The organism is Aminobacter sp. P4_D5 (assembly GCF_056401815.1).
Genome location: NZ_JBFUIP010000128.1, coordinates 1 through 16,263, shown reverse-complemented (window position 1 = coordinate 16,263; position 16,263 = coordinate 1). Strand labels below are relative to the sequence as shown.

14 protein-coding genes and 1 pseudogene are annotated in these 16,263 nt (G+C 62.7%); 8 read left to right on the top strand and 7 right to left on the bottom strand.

All coding sequences use genetic code 11. From position 1 onward, the window contains the following. The 4 genes and pseudogenes from AC1DWF_RS22575 to AC1DWF_RS22560 all read left to right on the top strand — a co-directional run. A pseudogene (locus tag AC1DWF_RS22575) lies at window positions 1–105 on the top strand (phosphonate ABC transporter, permease protein PhnE); the annotation flags it as partial. A 3-nt stretch (window positions 106–108) separates the two neighbouring features. Further along, the gene (gene phnE / locus AC1DWF_RS22570; protein WP_476787913.1) at window positions 109–1,500 is read left to right on the top strand and encodes a phosphonate ABC transporter, permease protein PhnE; all 1,392 of its coding nucleotides are present in this window, start codon (window positions 109–111) and stop codon (window positions 1,498–1,500) included. Window positions 1,501–1,592: 92 nt separating this feature from the next. Beyond that, window positions 1,593–2,300, top strand: a complete 708-nt coding sequence (locus tag AC1DWF_RS22565; RefSeq protein ID WP_476782809.1) for a DUF1045 domain-containing protein — start codon at window positions 1,593–1,595, stop codon at window positions 2,298–2,300. A 1-nt stretch (window position 2,301) separates the two neighbouring features. After that, window positions 2,302–3,438: an alpha-D-ribose 1-methylphosphonate 5-triphosphate diphosphatase gene (locus tag AC1DWF_RS22560; RefSeq protein ID WP_476787912.1), complete on the top strand. Its 1,137-nt coding sequence runs from the start codon at window positions 2,302–2,304 to the stop codon at window positions 3,436–3,438. On the opposite strand, the gene AC1DWF_RS22555 is transcribed toward AC1DWF_RS22560, so the two are convergent. Next, window positions 3,435–4,058: a helix-turn-helix domain-containing protein gene (locus AC1DWF_RS22555; protein WP_476782807.1), complete on the bottom strand. Its 624-nt coding sequence runs from the start codon at window positions 4,056–4,058 to the stop codon at window positions 3,435–3,437. The two genes, AC1DWF_RS22560 and AC1DWF_RS22555, sit on opposite strands and share 4 nt — an antisense overlap. 115 nt (window positions 4,059–4,173) lie before the next feature. Here AC1DWF_RS22555 and AC1DWF_RS22550 point away from each other — a divergent pair, with 115 nt between their 5' ends. The 3 genes from AC1DWF_RS22550 to AC1DWF_RS22540 all read left to right on the top strand — a co-directional run bounded on the left by AC1DWF_RS22550 (window position 4,174) and on the right by AC1DWF_RS22540 (window position 8,150). Next, a complete protein-coding gene (locus tag AC1DWF_RS22550) occupies window positions 4,174–5,337 on the top strand; it encodes an NAD(P)/FAD-dependent oxidoreductase (RefSeq protein WP_476782806.1) in 1,164 nt (387 codons plus the stop codon). Window positions 5,338–5,420: 83 nt separating this feature from the next. Further along, window positions 5,421–7,019, top strand: a complete 1,599-nt coding sequence (locus AC1DWF_RS22545) for an ABC transporter substrate-binding protein (protein ID WP_476782805.1) — start codon at window positions 5,421–5,423, stop codon at window positions 7,017–7,019. A gap of 27 nt (window positions 7,020–7,046) precedes the next feature. Beyond that, window positions 7,047–8,150, top strand: a complete 1,104-nt coding sequence (locus AC1DWF_RS22540) for a serine hydrolase domain-containing protein (protein WP_476782804.1) — start codon at window positions 7,047–7,049, stop codon at window positions 8,148–8,150. A gap of 6 nt (window positions 8,151–8,156) precedes the next feature. Here AC1DWF_RS22540 and AC1DWF_RS22535 read toward each other — a convergent pair whose 3' ends face one another. From AC1DWF_RS22535 to AC1DWF_RS22525, 3 genes are all read right to left on the bottom strand, one after another. Then, a complete protein-coding gene (locus AC1DWF_RS22535) occupies window positions 8,157–8,765 on the bottom strand; it encodes a DUF6969 family protein (RefSeq protein WP_476782810.1) in 609 nt (202 codons plus the stop codon). 328 nt (window positions 8,766–9,093) lie between these two features. Further along, on the bottom strand, window positions 9,094–10,308 hold the full coding sequence (locus AC1DWF_RS22530) for a YeeE/YedE family protein (protein WP_476782803.1): 1,215 nt from the start codon (window positions 10,306–10,308) through the stop codon (window positions 9,094–9,096). 107 nt (window positions 10,309–10,415) lie between these two features. Continuing rightward, window positions 10,416–11,339 carry a sulfurtransferase gene (locus AC1DWF_RS22525; protein WP_476787911.1) on the bottom strand — a complete coding sequence of 308 codons (924 nt, stop codon included), beginning with the start codon at window positions 11,337–11,339 and terminating at the stop codon, window positions 10,416–10,418. 288 nt (window positions 11,340–11,627) lie between these two features. Between AC1DWF_RS22525 and AC1DWF_RS22520 the strand changes: the two genes are divergently transcribed. Beyond that, entirely contained in the window at window positions 11,628–13,214 is a 1,587-nt protein-coding gene (locus tag AC1DWF_RS22520) for an ABC transporter substrate-binding protein (RefSeq protein ID WP_476842077.1), read from the top strand. Window positions 13,215–13,308: 94 nt separating this feature from the next. Here AC1DWF_RS22520 and AC1DWF_RS22515 read toward each other — a convergent pair whose 3' ends face one another. From AC1DWF_RS22515 to AC1DWF_RS22505, 3 genes are all read right to left on the bottom strand, one after another. Further along, the gene (locus AC1DWF_RS22515; RefSeq protein WP_476842076.1) at window positions 13,309–14,100 is read right to left on the bottom strand and encodes a hypothetical protein; all 792 of its coding nucleotides are present in this window, start codon (window positions 14,098–14,100) and stop codon (window positions 13,309–13,311) included. A gap of 197 nt (window positions 14,101–14,297) precedes the next feature. After that, the gene (locus tag AC1DWF_RS22510) at window positions 14,298–14,780 is read right to left on the bottom strand and encodes a hypothetical protein (RefSeq protein ID WP_476782799.1); all 483 of its coding nucleotides are present in this window, start codon (window positions 14,778–14,780) and stop codon (window positions 14,298–14,300) included. A 7-nt stretch (window positions 14,781–14,787) separates the two neighbouring features. Beyond that, complete coding sequence (locus tag AC1DWF_RS22505) at window positions 14,788–15,588, bottom strand: helix-turn-helix transcriptional regulator (RefSeq protein ID WP_476842075.1); 801 nt, start codon at window positions 15,586–15,588, stop codon at window positions 14,788–14,790. Between the last annotated feature and the right edge of the window lie 675 nt (window positions 15,589–16,263).

Sequence of the window (16,263 nt, the reverse complement as noted above, 5' to 3'; positions counted from 1 at the left end):
ATCTTCCTCTTGTTCTGCACCATCGTCGCGGTCGACCAGTTGTCGGCCTGGCTGCGCAAAAAACTGGTCGGCGAGCAGGCCTTTGCCTTCGGCCGTGGGAACTAAGACATGACCACTCTTTCCATGACCGAAATGCAGGCGATCTCCGACCGCCACCCCGAGCTTTTCGCCGGCTCGTGGCGCAAGAGCCTGACAGGCTGGGCGGTGGGCGCCGGCACCGTTGCTTATCTCGTCTTCGCCTGGTGGTTCTTCGCCGTCGGTGCCGTGATCGCTGCGGGCAACTGGGGCATTGCCGGAACCTATGTCGCCGACTGGGTCAGCTACGAAATCCGGCCGCAGGTCACCTTCAGGCAGGACCGCCTCGACATCGGCTATCCGCGTTTCTCATCCTACCGTGCCGACCGGCATCCTGAATGGCTGAGTTTCGACCAGCCCGCAGCGACCGCCGCAGCTCCTGCCGCCAACAAGGCATCAGCCAGCCGCGTCAGAGCCCATATAGGCCGCAACAACACGATCGACGTCACTCCGACCAGCGTGACGGTGACGTGCGGTACAGAAACGCTCGAAGTCGCAGTCGTGCCCGAGACCAGCATCGCTATCGTCGGCACCCTGCCCGCCTGGGCGACGCAGAAAGCGCCGGGCGAAAAGATATCGGTCGACTTCGGCTTTGCCGGCAGCGTCCAGATCAACGCCGACGACGTCAAGATCCGCCACCGCTTCCTTGGCTGGCAGAACTTTGTCTTCGACGCCAACTCACCCTACTGGGGCAAGTCGACAAGCGAGGTCCTGTCGCTGGTGATGTCTGACGCGCGCATCGATCCCAAAATGTCGAACGCCGCCCTTGCCTGGGACAACATCGTCAACAACTCCGAATGGCAGCATGGCGACGTCTGGGTGAAGCTTTTGCAGACCATAGTCATGGCCTTCGTAGGAACGCTGTTTGCCAGCGTGCTCGCCTTCCCGCTGGCCTTCCTTGCGGCCCGCAACATCACGCGCAACCGCCTCGTCAACCAGGTCGCCAAGCGTTTCTTCGACTTCCTGCGCTCGGTCGACATGCTGATCTGGGCACTGTTTTTCACCCGCGCCTTCGGCCCCGGCCCCATCGCCGGCATGTCGGCGATCTTCTTCACCGACACCGGCACCTTCGGCAAGCTCTACTCCGAGGCGCTGGAAAACATCGACGACAAGCAGCGCGAGGGCATGCGTTCGGTCGGCGCCTCACCGGCATCGGTCCAGCGTTATGGCGTGGTGCCGCAGGTGCTGCCGGTGCTGATCAGCCAGTCGCTCTATTTCTGGGAATCGAACACGCGCTCGGCCACCATCATCGGCGCTGTCGGCGCCGGCGGCATCGGCCTCAAGCTTTGGGAAGCGATGCGCACCAATTCCAACTGGGCAAACGTCGCCTACATGGTGCTCTTGATCCTGATTGTGGTGTTCATCTTCGACAATATTTCCACCGCATTGCGCCAGCGCCTGATCGGCGGGAAGGCCAGCCACTGAACATCATTGCAAATCTTGAGAAGTCGGCCACTACTTCGTCAAACTGTCACGCAAATCATCTATCGGGCAATCGCCCTCAAGGACTTCGCGCCATGCGCTACGCCATCTACTTCACGCCCGAACATGACGACCCGCTGTGCCGCATCGCGGCCGGCTGGCTCGGGCGCGATGCATTTGGTGGCGCAACCACGCCAGCCAAGGCGTTCGGCGATCTGTCGGCGGCGGAAGTCGCGTTCCACGCGGCCGCCGCACGCCGCTACGGTTTCCATGCCACGCTCAAGGCGCCGTTCCGCCTCGCCGACGGTGTTTCCGAGGCGTCGCTGGTCGATGCCGTTTCTTCTTTCGCAAACGACACGACACCCTTCGACATCCCGCGCCTGAAGCTTGCCCAGATCGACGGCTTTTTCGCCCTGATCCCGGCGGAGCCCCTGCCCGAGCTCGACCGCTTCGCCGGCGATGTGGTGAGGGCGTTCGAGCCTTTCCGTGCACCGCTGAGCGACGCCGAGATCGCCCGCCGCAACCCCGAGGCGCTGTCGCCGCAGGAATGCCGCAACCTCAGCCAGTGGGGCTACCCTTACGTATTCGACACCTTCCGTTTCCACATGACGCTGACCGGCCGCGTGGCAGCCGAGGAAGCACCGCGCGTCCGCGCCACAATCGAGGAATGCCTGGGCAGCGTGCTCGACAAGCCTGTGCCGGTCGACGGGCTGGCGCTGTTCGTCGAGCCCACGTCGGGCGCGCCGTTCGAGGTGCGGGCCTATCGCGCGCTGGGCAATCAAGCTGAAAGAAAGACCGCCTGAGATGACCGACCTTGTCTTGAGAAACGCCCGGATCGTTCTGGCCGACACCGTCATCGACGGTTCGATCGTCGTGCGCGACGGCAAGATCGCCGAAATCTCCACCGGTCCTAGCGCGGTCGGCGAGGACATGGGTGGCGACTTCATCATTCCAGGCCTGGTCGAGCTCCACACCGACCATCTCGAAGGTCACTACGCGCCGCGCCCCCGCGTGCGCTGGAACCCGATCGCAGCCGTCTTGGCACACGACGCGCAGGTGGCTTCCGCCGGCATCACCACCGTCTTCGACGCTCTGCGCGTTGGCATGGACGAAGACGCCGACATGACCTCCGCCGACATGCGCCTGCTCGCCGACGCAATCGAAGACAGCGTGCGCGCCGACCGCGTGCGTGCCGACCACTTCATCCATCTGCGCTGTGAGGTCTCGGCCGGCGACTGCCAGGACAGCTTTGCGGTTTTCGATGGCGACGACCGCGTCAAGCTGGCTTCGCTGATGGACCACGCACCGGGCCAGCGCCAGTTCGTCGACCTCGAAACCTACGCCTATTACTACCAGCGCAAGCTGAAGCTGAACGACGTCGAGTTCCAGGCCTTCTGCGACAAGCGCATGGGCGATTCCGCCCGCAACTCCAGGCCAAACCGCGATGTCATTTCGGCCGCCTGCCACGCGCGTGGCATCGTTCTGGCGAGCCATGACGATGCCACCACAGCCCATGTCGACGAAGCGATCGCCCAAGGCATTCGCGTCGCTGAATTCCCGACCACGCTCGAAGCCGCCAACGCATCCAAGGGGGCCGGGCTCGGCGTCTTGATGGGCGCGCCCAACGTCATGCGCGGCGCCTCGCATTCGGGCAACGTGTCAGCCCGCGCGCTGGCCGAGCACGGCCTGCTCGACATCCTGTCGTCGGACTACATCCCCTTCAGCCTGATCCAGTCGGCTTTCTTCCTCGGCGAAGTCGTCGAAGGCATCTCGTTGCCGCAAGCAATGGCGATGGTGTCGAAGAACCCGGCCGATGCCGTCGGCCTCACCGACCGCGGTGTCATCGAGGCAGGACGTAGGGGTGATCTGGTGCGCGTACGGGTCGACGAGCATGTGCCCGTCGTTCGCACTGTGTGGCGCGAAGGTCGCCGGGTCGCTTAGGCCTCGACCTTCTCTTCATCGTTGAGGCTGATGAGCGTCTTTTCCATATCCGGCTCGTCGCCGGAGCAGACGCACAGCATTTCGGCGTCGCCCTCGCCTACCGAGAGATAGGCGTGGCCCATGGTGGAATCGATGTAGACGCTTTCGCCTTGCTTGAGCCGCACCGGCGCATATTGCTCGGTGTGGACCTCGATCTCGCCTTTCAACACGATCAGGAACTCCTCGCCGGCATGTTTTGTCAGCGGGCCGAATTGCTCCAGCGTGCGCGCCCGGGCATCGGCGATGATCGGCACCATACGTTTCCGCACCAGATCGGTGGCGAGATAATAATAGTCATAATTCCGGGTCAGCTGGCGTAGCGTGGTTGCCTTCGAGGCTATCGAGCGGCGCGTGCGCGCCGATGGTTGCTTGGAATCGCCGCTCAACAACTCGGTGACATGGATGCCGAGGCCGCCGCAGATCTGCAGCAGCTTGTCATAGGTCAGCGACATCTGGTCGTTTTCGACCTTCGACAGCGTCGATACCGCGACACCTGTCAGATGGCTGACATCCTGAAGCGTCCAGCCATGCTGCCTCCTGAGGTTTCGCAGGCAGTCGCCTAGATTCGGTTGTTCCGACATGGCTATCTCCATCACCCGTGATTCAGTAGCTATTCCAACTCCCTCCGTACCGCAAGATTCGCCAATATTTTTCCTATACGCTAAATATTGACTGCATTCGAAAATGATTTTACCAATGGCCATGCATTCCAATTCCCGCACCCAAAAAGTCATCGTCATTGGTGGAGGCATTGCCGGCCTCTCGCTCGCTGCGGCCGTCCAGCAATGGGCTCAGGTCACGGTGATCGAACGCGAAACCCAGCTCGGCTATCACGCCAGCGGGCGCTCCGCCGCGCTGTTTTCCGAGACCTATGGCAACGCGACCGTGCGTGCGCTTTCGGTGGCGAGCCGGCAGGCCATCATCGACGGCGGCTTCGTCGAGCACGTCAGAGGCGCCCTGCATTTCGGTGGTCCTGACGACACCGACGCGATCGACCAACTGGCCGAAGAACAAAAGGCCCTGGTACCGAGCGTACGGCGCCTGTCGCCAGACGATGTCGCCGCCATGGTTCCGGCCATCGCAGCGGAACGGACCTGCGGCGCGGTCTACGAACCCGGCGCGGTCGACATCGACACCGGCAAGATGGTCCAGGCCCAGGCATCCGCGCTCAAGGCTGCTGGCGGCAGTGTCGTCACCGGTGCGGAAGTGTTGAAGATTTCGCGTGGTCCCAACGGCTTCAGTGTCACGACCACGTCAGGCGTCTACGACGCCGACATCGTCGTCAATGCCGCCGGCGCCTGGGTCGACGTCATCGCCGAACGCGCCGGTCTTTCCCGCCTCGGCTTCGCGCCCAAGCGGCGCACCGCCTTCCTGTTCGACCCACCTGCCGGTGTCGACGTGCGCAACTGGCCGCTGGTCGTCGACCTGCACGAGCGCTTCTACTTCAAACCGGACGCCAGCCGTCTTATCGGCTCGCTCGCCGACGAGACCGACACCGCGCCTTGCGACGCCTACCCCGAAGACATCGACATCGCCACCGCCGCCTACAACATCGAGGAGGCGACCGGCCTGAATGTCGGCCGTCCCTCGACGCCATGGGCTGGCCTGCGCACCTTTTCGCCTGACCGCACGCCGGTGGCGGGCTTCGACCCGCGCCTGCCCGGCTTCTTCTGGCTCGGCGGCCAGGGCGGCTACGGTTTCCAGGTATCGCTGACACTCGCGCGCCTCGGCTCGGCCCTGATGCGCGGTGAGCCGCTGCCCGACGACCTTATCCAACTCGGCGTGTCCTACGGCGCGCTCGCGCCGGATCGTTTCGTGCAATCGGCCAACGCGCGCGCCGAGCACGCCATGAGCACGTAGACCTCAGAGGACGGAATGCTGGCGTGACGGGAGGAGAACCGGGCGAACGTCAGCATCGACAATCAAAAATGGGAGCGATTGCAATGACATCTTCAGCCATGATTCTGCGTTCGGCGCTTGTCGCGTCGACCATACTGTTCGGCGGGCAGGCCTACGCCAAGACGCTGGTTTACTGCTCGGAGGCCAGCCCCGAGACCTTCAACCCGATGCTCACCGTCGCCGACTCCACCATGGATGCGGCAGCCAAGACGATTTTCAATCGCCTCGTCGAGTTCAAGCCCGGCACCACTGAGGTCGGGCCCGCTCTCGCTGAGAAATGGGACGTGTCCGAAGACGGAAAGGTCTACACCTTCCATCTCCGCAAGGGCGTCAAGTTCCACTCCAACGAGACCTTCACCCCGTCCCGCGACTTCAGCGCCGACGACGTGCTCTACACCTTCAATCGCCAACGCGACTCCAGCAACCCGTACTACAAGCTCGGCAACGCCTCGTATGAGTATTTCAACGGCCTCGGCATGGGCTCGATGATCGCAAACATCGAGAAGGTTGACGATTACACTGTGCGCTTCACGCTTCCGACGGCGAACGTCACCTTCCTGCCCGGCATCGCGCTCGACTATCTCTCCATCCTGTCGCTCGAGCAGACCGAGAAGATGGTTGCTGCCGGCACACCCGAAGTCATCGACCAGAAGCCGGTCGGCACTGGCCCCTTCGTGCTCCAAGCCTACCAGCAGGACGCGCAGATCCGCTATGCCGCCAACAAGGACTACTGGAACGGCGCGCCGAAGATCGACACGCTCATCTTCGCGATCACGCCCGAACCTGTCGTCCGCGTCACCCGCGTCAAGGCCAACGAGTGCCAGGTGGCCGCACCGCCGCCAGCCGCAGCCCTTGCCGAACTCAAGGACAATCCCGACGTCGACATTCTCAGCCAGCCAGGCCAGAACATCGGATCGGTCGGCTTCAACACCGAGCACAAGCCGCTGGGCGACGTGCGCGTGCGCACAGCTTTGGCCAAGGCGATCAACCGCCAGGCGATCGTCGAGGCGGTCTATCAGGGTGCCGGCAGCCTTGCGGGCTCCGTCGTGCCGCCCATGCAGCTGGGCGCGGTCACGGACGCGGCTATCGACTATGACCCCGAAGGCGCGAAGAAGCTGCTTCAGGAAGCAGGCCTGGATGCCGGCACCAACATCAAGCTGTGGGCGATGCCTGTATCGCGCCCCTACAATCCCAACGCGCGCCGCATGGCCGAAATGATCCAGGCCGAGTGGGCCGCTGTCGGCGTCAAGTCGGAGGTCGTCACATTCGAGTGGGGCGAGTACCTGACCCGCACCGGCAAGGGCGAGCATGATGCCTACCTGCTTGGCGGCAGCAGCGACAATGGCGACCCCGACAACATGCTCTCTTTCTCCTTCGCCTGCGACGGCGTGAAGGGCGGCTCGAACCGCTCGCGGTGGTGCAACGAAGATTTCGACAAGCTGCTTGAGGCTGGCCGCGTCACCGCCGACCCCGAAAAACGCGCGGAGATCTATCGCAAGGCGCAGGCGATCCTGAAGGCCGAGGTGCCGGAGGCACCGATCGCCCACTCGGTGGTCTCGATCCCGGTCCGCAAGAGCGTGCTCAACTATGTGATGGATCCTTTCGGCCGGCAGAATTTTGCTGCTGTCGACATCGCCGAATAAGGCAAAATACGAGGAAGGCAGACAGTCATGCTCGAAGACCTGAACAGTCTGCTCGAAACCTACCGCGCCGATGGCGCGGTAGGTGCTTCCCTCGCCTTCGCCCTTGGCGACGGCGAGGTCGTTGCCGTCACGACAGGCCTGTCGGACAGGCCGCGCAATCTGCCCGTCACGCCAGACCAGCTGTTCAAGATCGGCAGTTGCACCAAGACCTTTGTCGCTGCTGCCCTGATGAAGCTTGCTGAGGAAGGCAAAGTCGATCTCGGCGACCCGATTGCGGCCTGGTTCCCCGATCTGCCGCGCGCCAGCGAGATATCGGTGCGCCAGCTGATCAACCATCGCGGCGGCCTGCCCGAATTCGAATACGACATTCCGATGGACCCAACCTTGGTGTGGACGCCGGCCAAGCTTGTCGACCTCGCCTTCAGTGTCGGCGACCAGACGGCACCGGGCTGTCCTGCCGTCTACAACAACACCGGCTATGTGCTGGCCGGCATTCTGATCGAGGCGGCGTCAGGTCTCAGCCTCGGTGAGTATGTCAGGCAAAAAGTGCTCGAACCGCTTGGCCTCAAGGACACCTGGTCGCCGGCGACGGAAAGTTTCCCCACCGAGCGCATGGTGCGTGGCTACTACCACCGCCCGAAACCCGCACCCGACGCCGCGACTGGCCTCTCTGAGGGCGGCGAGATGTGGCGCATGGACGGCGTGCTGCCCTACTCCGACGACTTGCAAGATTCTTCCGAGAGCTTTCCCTTCTCGGGCGCTTATGGCTGCGGCGACATGATTTCGACGCCGGCCGACATGGTGAATTTCATGTGGGCGCTGTTTTCCGGTCGGCTGCTGCCCGCCCCCCTTTTCCGCGAGATGAGCGAATCCCGCATCGCGGTCGCCTTCCCGGGAACACGCATGCGTGAGACCGGTGCCGGCCTGTTCATGAGCAGCTATGCCGATCGCATGGCCTTCGGCCATCAAGGCAGCATTCCGGGCTACGTCACCGTCATGCAGCATGAGCCGAAGTCAGGCCTGACGATCGCAATGACCAGCAATGCCGGCGCGGGCAACCGGCTGTCGTTTTACGCCAGCGGCCTGCATCCGGTGGTCGACCAGGCGATGCGCATCATCCTGCGCGGATAACAGGCATCAGACGCCGAGGCGGGCGGCCATCTGGCGAAGGTCGACGCCAAGTTCGGATGTCACCTCCAGCGCGCGGTCGTCGCGCGCTGGAGCGTCATTTTCAGGCTGGTGCGCAGCGAGTACCCGGTCGCGCTCACGGACCAGCGTCCTGATTTCTTCTGCATAAAGACCGACCACGGCACTCAGCCAGCGATTGACCAGATAGGACGGCCTGGCGAAATGCAGGTCGAAGCGTGGCAACAGCGCTATCGTGGCCTCAGCACCAAGCCAATTGTCACCGACAACCCACTGGTTGACCGTGAACAGCCTGAGCAGCCGGCCATAGGCATCGACACCGACGGCTACGAGATGGTGGATCGGCCCGTTCGCGCCCTCAGGCCTGACAAAGCAATGGAAATGGCCATGTTCGGCCTGGCCTTCGACAGGCGGATGGCTGTGGTAGTACCACTGCGCGCCAGTCTCGGGATCGAACACATCGCCTGAGGGAAAATGCTCCCAGACGGCAACTGATTTGGCCTCGCGCAGTGTCTCGAGCAGTACGTTGCTGCCAGACTTCGCCAGCACGTGCTCGCAAAACAGTGCCTGGCGCACCGCATCCGCTTTTGCCTCGTCCATCTCAGGCCTCCTTGCGCCAGCTTGCGCTATTGCGGCTGGGCCGCGCAAGGCGAAGCGGCGGGTGCTGCGGCACAAGGCGGAGCCGCAGCGCACGGTGCCATCGCCGCGCATGGTGCAGGTGCAGCCGAACAGGGCGAAGCTGCCGCGCACGGCGCGGTCGCTGCTGAGCATGGAGATGCCGCGGCACAAGGCGACCCGGCAGCACAAGGGGTTGCCGGTGCACTGGCCGCCGGCACGGGCTTGGGTGCCGCGAAACGATAATGATCGGCCGCGATGGCCGATGTGGCGGCAAGGAAAGCCGTGCCGAAGAGGAGCGTGTTGCGCGTGCTCATTTCGTTTTGAACCCATCGAGGCCGAACAGCGGGCGCAGCGCCACACCGCCGAGACTGCCCAGAAACGCCGAGGCAAACCACAGCCAGCCATGCACGCTGCCCGAGGCGATGCCGGAAAACAGCGCGCCGACGTTGCAGCCGAAGGACAGCCGCGCGCCGTAACCCATCAGAACGCCGCCGATTGCGGCAGCCACGAACGAGGCCAACGGCACCTTGACCTTGGGCGCGAATTTTCCGGCCAAGCCTGCCGCAAAAGCAGCGCCCAGGATAATGCCGAAATTCATCACCGAGGTGACGTCGGCGAGCACGCTGGAGCCGAGCGCCTTTGCCGGTCCGGGCCAATTCCAGAACGCCCAGGTTTCGACCGGAACGCCAACCGCCTGCGCCACCTTCGCGCCCCACAGGCCAAAGCCGAAGGTGACAGACCAGGGATGGCCAGCAGTCAAAAGTGTCGCGATGTTCAGCCCTGCCAGCGCAAGCCCCGCGCCGACCAACGGCCAGGGACCATGCAGCAGCCGGGCAAGCCCGTTGCGCGGCGCCGGCTTGATCTTTTCGAGCCCGCCATGGGCGCGGCGCTCGACAAGCACGGTCGCGGCAGCCACGGAACCGAGACCTACAAGCGTGACGATGACCCCGCCCGGCACGCCGAGCGCCCGGCCCAGGCTGATCTCGGGCATTGACGGCATTTCCAGCCACCACGGCAGGTGTGCCGTGCCGATGACGGCGCCGACGATGAAGAAGATGAGCGTGACCAACATGCGCGAGCTGCCACCGCCGACGGTGAACAGCGTGCCCGAGCCGCAACCGCCGCCGAGTTGCATGCCAAGGCCGAACATCGCAGCTCCGACCAGCACCGACACGCCGACCGGCGCAAAGGCCCCGACCAGTGGCTGGCCATTGGCGCTGCCGAGCGCCAGAAGCGGGATGAAGACCACCGAAGCCGCAGCGATCATCAGCATCTGTGCGCGGATCGCATTGCCACGCCTTTCGACGACGAAACGCCGCCAGCCGCCAGTGAAGCCGAAGGAGGCGTGGTACAGCGTCAGGCCCAACAGGCCGCCAATGACAAACAGCACTGCCTGGCGGGGGCTGATCGCCTCGCCGATGGCAAGCGCTCCAAGCACTAGCGCCAGCGCCACAAAGATGACGGGGCCCTTGTCGAGATAAACCGGCGCGGCAGGGGCAGGCGCGGTTGCAGCAATCTGGGTCATTTCAATTCAGTCGCAATTTGAATGAGAAGATGCATCGCCCGTTCAACGTAAGATGTCCAGGATCGCTCCTGGACATCTCTGGTTTCGGACCTGCGCTCGCCTGGCGATCAGGAGCCGGGCTGCACCGGGCGTGCCGGGTCGGCGGCCCATTCGGCCATCGAGCCGTCATACATCTTGGTGTTCTTGTTGCCTTCGATTTCGCTCAGGCCGAACCAGACAACCGAGGCCCAGTGGCCGGTGTTGCAGAAGGCGATGTTCTTCTCGTCGGTGCCAAGTCCAACGCCCTTGGAAAGCGCTGCGACAGCGTCCTTGGAGGCGAAGGATGCCTTGTCGGCGTCGTAGAGCTTGGTGTTTTCAAGGTTGGCAGCACCCGGAATGGTGCCGGGAACGCGAACGATCGGGCTCTTGGCTTCACCACGAAACTGTGCCGCCGGACGTCCGTCGATCAGCTTGGTACCTTCGGCCCGTGCCTTTTCGACATCGGCGGTGGTCGCCAGAAGCTCGGTCTTGAGCTTGCCATTGAAGGCGGCAACAACCGGCGTGGCCGCTTCGGTCGAGACCTCGCCACCGGCTGCTTCCCAAGCGCGCTCGCCGCCGTTCAGGATCGACACGGAGTCGTGGCCGAGTACCTTGAAGGTCCAGTAAACGCGGGTCGCAGCGCCAAATTCGGACGAGTCCGTACCCTGCGGCACGATCACCACATGGCTGTCATTGCTCACGCCCAGCGCGCCGATGGTCTTGGTGATCGTCTCAAGCGGCGGCAGCATGCCTGGCACGCCGTTCACCTCTGCACGCCAGCCGGCAGTCGAATAAGGCGCACTGACCGCACCCGGCACATGGCCCTTGGCATAGGGGTTATTGCCATCCTTGGCCGCATCGCGAACGTCGAGCACAACGAGGCTCTTATTGCCGAGGTTCGACTTCAGCCAGGCAGCGTCGACAAGCGGCTGATCGGTCAACCGCTCGGCTTGGGCGCCCGTGGCCAAGGCCAAGCCGGCAGTAATAACTGCGGCAAACAGAGAAAAACACATCGGACAACTCCAGGAAAAGGAATCTAAAAACAGGCGTTGACCACATTTGTAATCCAACAATGACCGGCGGACACGGCAAGAGAGCCCTAAATTAGGGTCAGAAATGGAAATCCATACCCAAAAATACCAATTGATCGGAATTCCATTCCTCCGATCGAGCCGCATGTCCATATTCAGAATAGAGAATATAACCCCTTCACAAATCGGCGCTTTGCGACGATTTTCTGATCGACGCCGCAGTGCCGATGATATGGGCCGCAGCAAGACGGCTCATGAAGGGACGAAGGCATGCGTGTGTTCAAGGCGATGGCCGCAGCGATGGTCGGCGCGGTTTTTGCCGTCTCCGTCGCTTTTGCGAACACACCGGCAGATACCCTCATCGTTGCGGACGCCATCGACGATGTCATGACGCTCGACCCCGGCGAGGTCGGCGAGGTCGGCGGCGTGCTCACCAGCAGCCAGATCTATCAGTCGCTGGTCAGCTTCGATGTCAATGACCCTACCAGGATCATCGGCGTACTTGCCGAGAGCTGGACGATTTCGCCAGACGGCAAGACCTTCACCTTCAAGATGAATCCGAAGGCACGCTTCGCCTCGGGCAATCCGGTAACGGCGTGGGACGCCGAATTCTCGCTAAGGCGGGTGGTTCACCTCAAGTCGCGCTCGGCCTTCATCATCGGCCAGTTCGGCTTTTCACCTGACAATGTCGACAACCGCATCAGGGCCCTCGACGACCAGACCCTGGTCATCGAGATCGCCGACACCTATGCGCCGAGCTTCCTGTTTTACTGCCTGTCGTCCTATATCGGCGGCATCGTCGACAGCAAGCTGGTCAAGCAGCATGAAATTGAGGGCGACTTCGGCAATGAATGGCTGAAGTCGGACAATTCCGCAGGCTCCGGTCCGTTCGTGCTCAGCAAATGGCAGCCCAAAGAGTCGATCCTGCTCAAACGCAACGACAATTACTGGGGAGCGACACCCAAGATCGACAGCATCCTCATCCGCCATGTCGCCGAGAGCGCGGAACAGCGCAGATTGCTCCAAGCGGGCGAAGTCGACATCGCCAACAGGCTGGGACCGAACGATTTCGACAGCATTGCCAGCGACCYGAACCTTGCCATCGTCAACGGCCGCTCGGGCAACATCTACTATATGGGGCTGAACGTCCGGAACCAGTACCTGGCGAATCCCAAGGTGGTCGAGGCGATGAAATACCTTGTCGACTACCAGGGCATCGTCGACACCATCTCGCGCGGCACCATGGAGGTGCATCAGACGCTGGTGCCCAACGGTTTTCTCGGCGCCATCGCCTACAAGCCGTTCACCTTCGACATTGAAAAAGCAAAGGCGCTGCTGGCCGAAGGCGGTGTCAGCGGCGAGTTCTCGCTCGACATGGTGGTCTGGGACACGCAGCCCTTCACCGACTTCGCCAAGGCGATCCAGGCATCCATGGCGCAGGCAGGCGTGCACCTCAACCTGCAGATCGTCGGCGGCCGCGAATGGCTCGACCGCTACCGAAATCACGACCTTGATATCTGGCTTGGCTTGTGGGGGCCCGATTATCCCGACCCGCACTCCAACGCCAAGGCGTTCGCCGTCAACAAGCAGGATGCGCCCGACGGTTCCGACAGCCTGGCCGACCGTTTCGGCTGGAACGCCGGCAAGCTGTCGCCGGATGCCATGGCCGCGGTGCGCGAACAGGATACGGGCAAGCGCAAGGCGATGTATGAGGCGATCCAGAAGGTGCACACCGACACCTCGCCGTTCATCTTGATGTTTCAGGAAGTCCGCAAGGTCGGCGTCAGCGCCCGGATCAAGGGCCTCGTCATGGGCACGACCTTCTCCGACGATCGGTATCAGGCGATTTCGAAATAGTTGGGAAGGCGACCGTTCTAACGCCTCACCGGGCGGCAACCATCTGGATGCCACCCGGCGCCTTCGCCCCCACCCAACTCATCCGCGAAGAGAACTAGCCGCCGGCACCACCGCCGGCGCCACCGCCAGAACCACCGCCTGCTCCACCGGAGCCGCCGCCAGAACCACCGCCGGAGCCACMAGACCCGCCGCCAGCGCCTCCACCGGAGCCACCGTCTCCACCACCAGAACTACTGCCTCCGCCACCTCCGGTGCCGCCACCGTCGCCGCCGTCACCTCCACCGGCGCTGCCACCTCCGCCGCCACCGGTGCCGCCACCGTCGCCACCATTACCACCACTCGAGCTTCCGCCGCCGCCACCGCCGGTGCCGCCGCCGTCCCCACCATTACCGCCACCGGAGCCGCCGCCACCGCCACCGGAGCCGCCGCCACCGCCACCGCCACCGCCAGCCGAAGTGCCTCCGACGCTACCACCACCTCCAGTGGAGCCGCCACCAGCACCACCGCCGGAGCCACCTGAGGTGCCCCCGGCACTAGCGGTCCCACCGGAACCCCCAGATCGGCCAGCGCTAGCATTGGACCGATCACTACCGTTACGCCCATTGCCGCCATTGTGGTCGCTGCCGGCCAGCACTGACGAGATCAGCGATGTCGTGATCGGCGGGCATTGTGCCAGTTGGTTGGAAGAAAGGATGCTGCGGCGGTTGATCGCGATGCAGCACAGTTCATAGTTGCCTTGGGTAAGGGGCTGGCATTGCGCGGCCGTCATCCGCGGGCGGATGCTGTTTTGGGCCGACGCCGGAGCGCTGAGGCCGATGGCCGCGAATGCTGAAGATACCAGCAGAATCGTCCTGATCCTGCTGGCGCAGATTGGGTACGTCGTCATTTCTTCCTCCTAAGGGAAAAAATGCGCCCGTCCCCAAACTGGCGCTATGGTGCGAGTGTTTCCGCCATTGGAAACATCACTTCAAGAATAYGCTCATTTGAAATCAGCGAGAAGCTAGCTTCAGGGTGCCCGGGCATGCCCAATATGGAGTAGCCACAGTCCGTCATTGTGATGCGCCTGCGGGCGCACGCCCCAATTCAATGCGGAAACGCATTGTCCTCGACGATCTTCCAGATTTGCCGGTTGATGTCCCGGATCGCCTCGATCGACGCGCCGATGCGATGCATCTCATTGTCGTCGAGTTCCTCAAGCTTGCCGTATCGAACAGCATCCTTGCTGTCGAAGATGCGCATGAGCTGGGTGCTGGCACGCGTACCGGTCTCGTCGAACGAGTAGATGCAATGGCTGTATTTGTTGCGTAGCTTGCCCTGGTGCATCAGCTGATCGGTCACCGAAAGTATCGCGTCCCGGCAGGCCTGGGGCGTCTTCGCCATCTTGGCTAAGCGCTCGACGAGGTCGAGCCGGGCGCGCGTCGTATTCAGCGTCAGGAAGATGATGATCGCGGTCTCCTTGTCAACCTTGGCCAGACCGGCGATCAGGTAGATGAGCAGGCTCTCCGTGTTGGTCCAGGTGTAGTTGAGCTGGCCAACGGTGAGCAGGACATCCTGGAAGCGCGGCATTTCGCTCTCATGCCAACGGCAGCTGGGTCGGCGGAACAGCCGAAGTGCTTGCACCTCGCCCGCTGACCGCGTCCCGCCGCCCATGATAGATCGCCGCTGCTTCAGTGCGATTGTGGGCGCCAAGCTTGGTGATGATGTTGTGAAGGTGGATCTTGACCGTGTGTTCGGAAAGCCCGAGCGCGGCGGCAATCAGCTTGTTTTGCAAGCCTCGCGCGACCATACCCAGGATTTGCAATTCGYGGTCCGTCAGCTCGTCGAAATCGTCGGGATCGCTCTCTTGCTGGCGGCTTGCCTTGGCCGGCTCTTCGACGCCGGCCGCAACCGCTCCCCACTTTTGCCCCATGATAGGCTCAAACAGCGACAGCGGGAAATACTCCCCGCCCCGCAGCACCAGCCTGACCACCGACAGCCAGACGTCGAGCTTCAGGTTCATGGGCAGCACACCGCGCATGTTTCGTACTGCGACCACATCACGGATCAAGACCTGTTGCTGCCCGTCTTCCTGGATCAGCATGATCTGCGCCCCCGGATGCATCTGCATCAATTGCTCGGAATGTCCGGCCACCGCCGGCAACTGCCCGGCTTCAAGCAAGATCAGCGCCACCGGGAAGTCGAGGCACGCGCAGGCCTCCGCCAAGGTGGGCACCTGCTCCACAACGACCCAAGGGAACTCCCGCTCTATTGCAAAGACCAGGCTCTCCGACACGAAATCGTCAGGAGCAACGATCAGCAATGTCTTGCAGGCTTTCTGCGCGGAGCCATCTGCTCCGCCAGCGCGGCGCGCGCTGGGAATTGCCACCCGATACATGAGTTCTCCCGCCCACTGTTCGTAAACACGCAACATCCCCACTAGCCGCATCATGGGGCCTTATTCAGCGACCATACACCTGCCGTTAACGGTTCGGTATAAGCAAGACGGGCTATGGCGAGCTACGGCCTACTCCTCTTGGGGGGGGCTCCTCCAGCACGTTTGAGCTATAGTGCCGGAACTGCGAGCTGGCGATGGACGCGGTCATACGAGCTATTGGCATTGCCGAGCCGAGCCTCGCGCAAGATTTCCGCGCCACCGCCCGCTTCTGAAAATGCTTCGCAATTCTACATATATGACATCTGCCTAATATATGAGTCCGCGCTCACGCTGCTATATCTAGATCATCGCAGGCAATGCTCGCCACTATCCACCGAACTGCCTAGCGCGAACTGTTAACTTACAATTCTCAGGCCATAGCGAGAGACTTCGCTGGTTCCGTCAGCATGGGCGTGGCGCATTCGGGGCTTTAGCATTGGACATCGGGGGCCGTTTAAAAGGGCAAGATGTTCACGGCATTGTGAAGATACCGACCGCCATCCCAGGCACAGCCAGGGAGGTACTCGGCCATTCAGACACGATGCGGGATCTTCAGCCACTAGTCCCCTAGGCATGATGATCCAAACAATCTCAGCAAAATGCAAATAGGCAAAGCGTCCGCGTGAAGCCCAAGAC